We start from the raw sequence: 5,395 nt of genomic DNA, 5'->3' as shown, positions 1-5,395 counted from the left end.
ACACGAGCACACTCCCCGATGACATGGCACTACTCGCTGCAATTTTGGCCGCCTTGGAGAAAAGGTGGAAAGAATTGGAAGCGGGGCAGCTCACGCGCCTACTCCGCGCCTGGCGAAAGAGGTGCATGCACTTGGGCAAGCCTGTGCGGATCGTCGAGCCTCACTCAACACTCGAGGGGGTGGCAGAAGATGTCGCAGAGGACGGGGCTCTGCTTCTGCGCACGGCATCCGGTGAACTGCGCGCCATAGTAGCAGGCGATTGCCAGCTTATGCCTGGGTCATTCTGAGACCAGGCAGCGCATCCCGAGCTAAGGCGGACCCTTTAGAGAAACGATGGACGAAGGCAAGGTGGCGAAGGACATGTTACTCACGGTTGACATCGGTAACACCCAGGTGGTGGCAGGTCTCTTTCAGGACGACAAGTTCCTGCATAGTTGGCGCTTCAGCAGCAGCGTGAGCCGCACGGCGGACGAATGCTGGGCTCTGCTGCACTCGCTTGCCGCTGCCGATGGCCTCGACCTCAGACAGGTGGAGGCGAGCATCATCTCCTCGGTCGTCCCCAACTTGACGCTCATCATCGACGCCATGATCAGGGAGCGCCTGCGCCACGAGCCGATCGTGGTGAGTGCCCGTCTCGATCTCGGCATAAAGATCCACTACGACGATCCCTCCACCGTGGGGGCTGACCGCCTCTGCAACGCGGTGGGCGGTTTCGCCCGCTACGGAGGCCCGCTCATCATCGTCGACTTTGGCACCGCCACAACCTTTGACGTGGTCTCTGAGGAGGGGGATTATCTCGGAGGGATCATCGCTCCTGGCATCGAGACCTCCCTGCAGACGCTCCACCTCCGCGCAGCGCGCCTCATGAAGGTGGAATTGCGCTTCCCAGAGCGGTTAATCGGACGCAACACCGAAACCAGCATGCAGGCCGGCCTCATGTACGGCAGTGTGGAGATGGTGCAGGGCTTGGTGAAGAGAATCTCGGCAGAACTGGGCGATACGCCCAAGGTGATACTCACAGGCGGGCTGGCCCCAGTTATGGTACCAAAACTTCCGGCCGACTATCGCCTTGACCCTCATCTGACCTTGCATGGCATGCGTCTCATTTACCAGCGGGTGGCTCTTCCTCGCTAAGCGGGTCAAGGCCTCGCCTGCACCTCGCGGCCGCAGCCATCAAATGCGCAGGCCCGCAAGCTCCGCATCCGGCAGGGGGGAAACGAGGAGGGTGGTCTGCTCATCTCCACGCGCTGCCAGCACAGCCACGCTCTTCTCATGCTTGCCATCGCAGTAGCGAGCGGTGAGCCGGGCAGCCAATGTCAGCTCCTCTGTGCTCGCCTCGCCGTCGACGATAGTCAACGGCCCCTGATAGGATGCAGCGCGCAGGTGCCATCGGCCTGGGGTAAACTGCTCCATTACCAGGTTGTCCCACTCGTCGCGGCCAACAACGGCTTTCACCTTGTCGGAAATGCGAAAATGGCGGCCATACATGCAAAGCTGCAGCTCGTCTTTGCTGATTGCGGACCTGTCCTTGTGAGCGAGGAGGTCGAGGACGCGGCGTGCTACGTTCTCGTCGGTGAGCATGCAGCCTCCGCCCGGCTGAGCGTAGGAAGTGATGCCCAACTGCGCCGCCAACTCGATCTGGGGCTTGCGTGACCGACCGCTAAAGCCGTACAACTGCTCGCGGTTGACCCACCCCTCCAATTCCGGGATTGTCGGTTTGAGCAGTTTTGCCGAAAGCGGGCGCAGGAGAAGCCCTCGCAGACCACTCTCCTTCTCAATGAGGTTCAACACAGGAAGGTGCTGGCTCATCGGGCGCTGCCCCAAGACCTCCCCGGTGAGCACAAAGCGCGCATCATACCCGACGAGCAGCTCCTTAGCCTTGCGCAGCATGAAGATTTTGCAGTCGATGCAGGGGTTCGCGAAGCGGCCATACCCATGCCGCGGGTTGCGCACCACCTCTACAAAGGGGTGCGAAACGTCAATCACTTCTGCCCGCGCTCCCACTGCGGCTGCTGCCTCCTCCACCTGCCGAGCTTCCGCCGCCTGCTCCACTTGACCCCGCCGTTTGGGGGCAAAGCCCGTGACGAAATGCAGGGCGATGACCTCCACTCCCTGGCGCACAATCACAGCCGTGGCAAGCAAGCTATCCAGTCCGCCGGAAAACAGGGCCAAAGCCCGGATCTTCTCGCCAGTTCCGCTCATTTCTGGTAAGGGTTAGGATTAACCGCGCGGTGAAAGGGGTGACCGGCTGCGGTGAGCATTACCGGAGGCGAGACCGAGAAAGAACTGCACCGCCCGCTCTACCTCCTCAAAGTCCACCAGGGTGTTCTTGCACGGTCCTTCCGGTCGCCTATTAGGGATCGCGATGATGGGGATGCGGGTCACGTTATCTTGAAGACCGCTCACCAGGTCGCGCTCGCAAGCGATGCCAATGATGGCTGAGGGGCGAGTGAGCGCAACGGCGCGCCGTGCTGCCTCTCCCCCGCTGGCCACGTAGACCTCGCACTCGTACTTGCGCGCCAACTCCTCAACCTTCTCCTTGAGCGAGCGCTGCAAGCATCGCGGCAAGAGGATAAGCAGTTTGTCGCACTGTGCCGTCTTCCTGGTAGCACGGATCAAGGAGTTGCTCACGCGAATAAAGGAGTGGCTCATCTTGTCGCGAGAAATGCCAAATCGGCGCCCAAGGCGAAGTACAAGCGGCGCCAGAAACGACAGCGAAAACTCGCGGCCGAAAACGAGTACGAGAAAATTCTTCTCGAACACAATAGAGACAGCGGTGAGCACAAACCAGAGCAGCGCAATGAGGAGCCCTACCAGCGCAGCTCCCCCCACCACATAGGGGAGTAAAGGATGAAAAGAACTCAGCCGGGGCACGACCAGGTACCATGCCAGCCATATGCCTGCCCCCAGACATATCATCGCCAACAGAGCGAAGCCTAAGAAGAGACGCCTTCCCACGTGCAGGTCCTGAGACGCCTCTTCCATGGACCAGTCCGGCACGAGCCATTCGTCACCGAGGTGTCTGTCGCGAATCTCGAGTCTGGCCAGCGCCTCTTTCTTCTTGGCTGTCACGCTCTGGGCGCCCCGGCGAGTCTGTGCATCTGACCTCAGACGGCAATCACCTGCTTGACTTCGGGAACCAGTCTCTTTATTTCGCGTTCGATGCCCATCTTCAAAGTCATTTGAGACATCGGACAACCACCGCATGCACCCTTCAGTCGTACCGAAACGATACCGTCCTTCACCTCGACCAGCTCAACATCTCCGCCATCACGCTGCAATGCCGGCCGAATCCTGTCGAGCACTTCTTTGACCTTCTCTTGCATGGTCATCTCCGCTGTTGTCTGACGAGCATTAGCTCGTCGCCATCTCCTCTGGTTGAGCCTGTGGCTCGGTCACCTTCTCCCCCCTCCGTACAAAACTATGGGTCGGACACTTTGCGAAAGCCTGCTCCAAATCGTCCGCCGTGGGGTTTACGATCTCTGGCAAGAAGCCGTTCATGCGAATGGAACCCGAAGGCGTCGTCTTGGGGTTGGCACACAGGGTGCACCCCGTGCAACCGACCGTGCATACCTCTTTGACCTGCTTGCCCCGGTCCTGGGACCTGCAGGCAATGTAGATGCGTTGGCTGCGCGGAATCAGCTGCATGATACCCCGGGGGCAGGCCTTCACGCACTTGCCGCAGCCGGTGCACTTGTCCTCGAACACGACCGGCAGGCCGTTGTCGTTCATCGCCATAGCGTCGAACGGACAGGCTTTCACGCAGGTGCCAAAACCCAGGCACCCGTAGATGCAGGCCTTTGCCCCGCCGGCAATGAGTTGAGCCGCTTCGCAATCCTCGTAGCCCTGATAGATGAAGCGCTCGCCGGCCTCTGCTCGGCCGCCCTGGCAGCAAACCACCGCCACGGGTGCTTCCTTCAGCTCCCCGACTTCACCGCCCATGATGGCAGCAATCTGCCGGGCACAATCGGCCCCACCTGGGATGCAGCCGTCATAGGGAGCAGCGCCAGCTACCACCGCCTCGGCAAAGGCGGCACATCCTGGAAAGCCACATGCCCCGCAGTTTGCCCCACACAGCACCGCCTGCACAGCTTCGACTTTAGGGTCGACCTTGACGGCGAACTTCTTGGCAGCATACGCCAACCCGCCCCCAAACAGTGCTCCCAATGCCCCCAGTCCTAACATTGATGCCAAAATCGTGACGACCGTTGGATGCATTGCCTCTCGCGTCCTGCGTTGCAGTATTCCACTCTTGCCGATTCCTGCGGCCCGCCAGCGCCGCAGGTTCACACGCTGAAGGCAAAGCTATAGACAAAATGCCAAAAAATCAAGCGGAATTTTCCCGCCCTGTCGGCCGTGTGCGGAGTATAGCTCTAAGGCACGCCGCTGCCGCATGTCGAGTACGCTGGCCAGCAACAGGACACCGGAGGACAGTATGCGGGCCTTGCTCGCCGGCGAGCTATTCGCTCCCTTGGGACTCGTGAGCTACACACCGGCTCGATGTTTCCCCGAGCTCCGCCGGCCTCCCCTCGCCGCGACCTCGGAATAGTCGTCGCTCACGGAACGGATGAGGAACCATGCAGCACCTCACCACCCACGTTGTGGATGACGCACCATGCCCCAGATGGTGAGCTCCGTGCCCCGTGCCGTTACGAATGTCTCTTCGCCAGCCGCCACAAAGCCAAAGCGTTCGTAGTAACCGATGTTCGCCAGGTTGGTAGTGTCAAGGTAGCAGGGCAACCCCTCGGCATCAGCAATGGGCAGCACGGAGTTCAAGAGCACCGTCCCCACGCCAAGACGCTGACAGCTGGGCTCAACCCCCATGGCGAAAAGGTACCAATGCCTGCCTCTCAGCGTGCGCCGATGCAGGAGCTCGCTCCACCTGGCCAGGGCTGTGAACCGCCGGAAGGCTGACCAGCCACAAACAAGCGGAAACAACGTCAACCCCGACCGCACCAACCTCCACGTCGGCAACGATTGCCGTTCCGGCCCTAACCACAGGGCAACGCCAGCCAGGGATGGAGTCGTGAGGACGCGCCCCCAGTCCATAACCGCCGCGACCAACCTTTCGAACAGCCACGACAGCACCTCCTGGCGGCGCACTGGGTCGGGAATCGTGAAGACGAAGCTCGGGTCAGAGTGAAAGGCTCGCGCCAAGAGCTCGCCTGCAGCTCTCTTCTGCGTCCGCGCCAAGGGCAAAGTAGGTTGCATTTCCTGGATGGTCATTCCGTGCGCTGCCTCTGGGTGGTCGGTCCTGTCAGCCACCGGCCTTCCGGTCCGGCTGTTAGGAGCCACTCCCTGGTACAGGGAAACCACCCGTGGTTCGCTAAATGTCTCCGTTTGAATCAAGACTTTTTCTGCTTTGCGCGCTTCTGAGGCCCGATGACGGCCGGAG

At 60.8% G+C, this 5,395-nt stretch carries 7 protein-coding genes; 2 read left to right on the top strand and 5 right to left on the bottom strand.

All coding sequences use genetic code 11. The annotated features are described in order from the left end of the window. Positions 1-125 precede the first annotated feature (125 nt). Together H5U38_15335 and H5U38_15330 are read left to right on the top strand one after the other, a co-directional pair. Positions 126-287: a hypothetical protein gene (locus H5U38_15335; GenBank protein ID MBC7188398.1), complete on the top strand. Its 162-nt coding sequence runs from the start codon at positions 126-128 to the stop codon at positions 285-287. A gap of 73 nt (positions 288-360) precedes the next feature. Further along, a complete protein-coding gene (locus H5U38_15330; protein MBC7188397.1) occupies positions 361-1,134 on the top strand; it encodes a type III pantothenate kinase in 774 nt (257 codons plus the stop codon). 39 nt (positions 1,135-1,173) lie between these two features. Here the strand turns inward: H5U38_15330 and H5U38_15325 are convergent, their stop codons facing one another. From H5U38_15325 to H5U38_15305, 5 genes are all read right to left on the bottom strand, one after another. Then, positions 1,174-2,202, bottom strand: a complete 1,029-nt coding sequence (locus H5U38_15325) for a 7-cyano-7-deazaguanine synthase (GenBank protein ID MBC7188396.1) — start codon at positions 2,200-2,202, stop codon at positions 1,174-1,176. An 18-nt stretch (positions 2,203-2,220) separates the two neighbouring features. Further along, positions 2,221-3,072 carry a DUF116 domain-containing protein gene (locus tag H5U38_15320; protein MBC7188395.1) on the bottom strand — a complete coding sequence of 284 codons (852 nt, stop codon included), beginning with the start codon at positions 3,070-3,072 and terminating at the stop codon, positions 2,221-2,223. A gap of 35 nt (positions 3,073-3,107) precedes the next feature. Further along, positions 3,108-3,326 carry a NifU family protein gene (locus H5U38_15315; GenBank protein ID MBC7188394.1) on the bottom strand — a complete coding sequence of 73 codons (219 nt, stop codon included), beginning with the start codon at positions 3,324-3,326 and terminating at the stop codon, positions 3,108-3,110. 28 nt (positions 3,327-3,354) lie between these two features. Then, positions 3,355-4,218 carry an RnfABCDGE type electron transport complex subunit B gene (locus H5U38_15310; protein MBC7188393.1) on the bottom strand — a complete coding sequence of 288 codons (864 nt, stop codon included), beginning with the start codon at positions 4,216-4,218 and terminating at the stop codon, positions 3,355-3,357. Between the two features lie 369 nt (positions 4,219-4,587). Further along, the gene (locus H5U38_15305) at positions 4,588-5,265 is read right to left on the bottom strand and encodes a GNAT family N-acetyltransferase (protein MBC7188392.1); all 678 of its coding nucleotides are present in this window, start codon (positions 5,263-5,265) and stop codon (positions 4,588-4,590) included. Between the last annotated feature and the right edge of the window lie 130 nt (positions 5,266-5,395).

The sequence above is a fragment of the Calditrichota bacterium genome, assembly GCA_014359355.1.
In the GTDB taxonomy this organism is placed as follows: domain Bacteria; phylum Zhuqueibacterota; class Zhuqueibacteria; order JANLFK01; family Oleimicrobiaceae; genus Oleimicrobium.
This window is presented reverse-complemented; position numbering and strand designations above follow the sequence as displayed.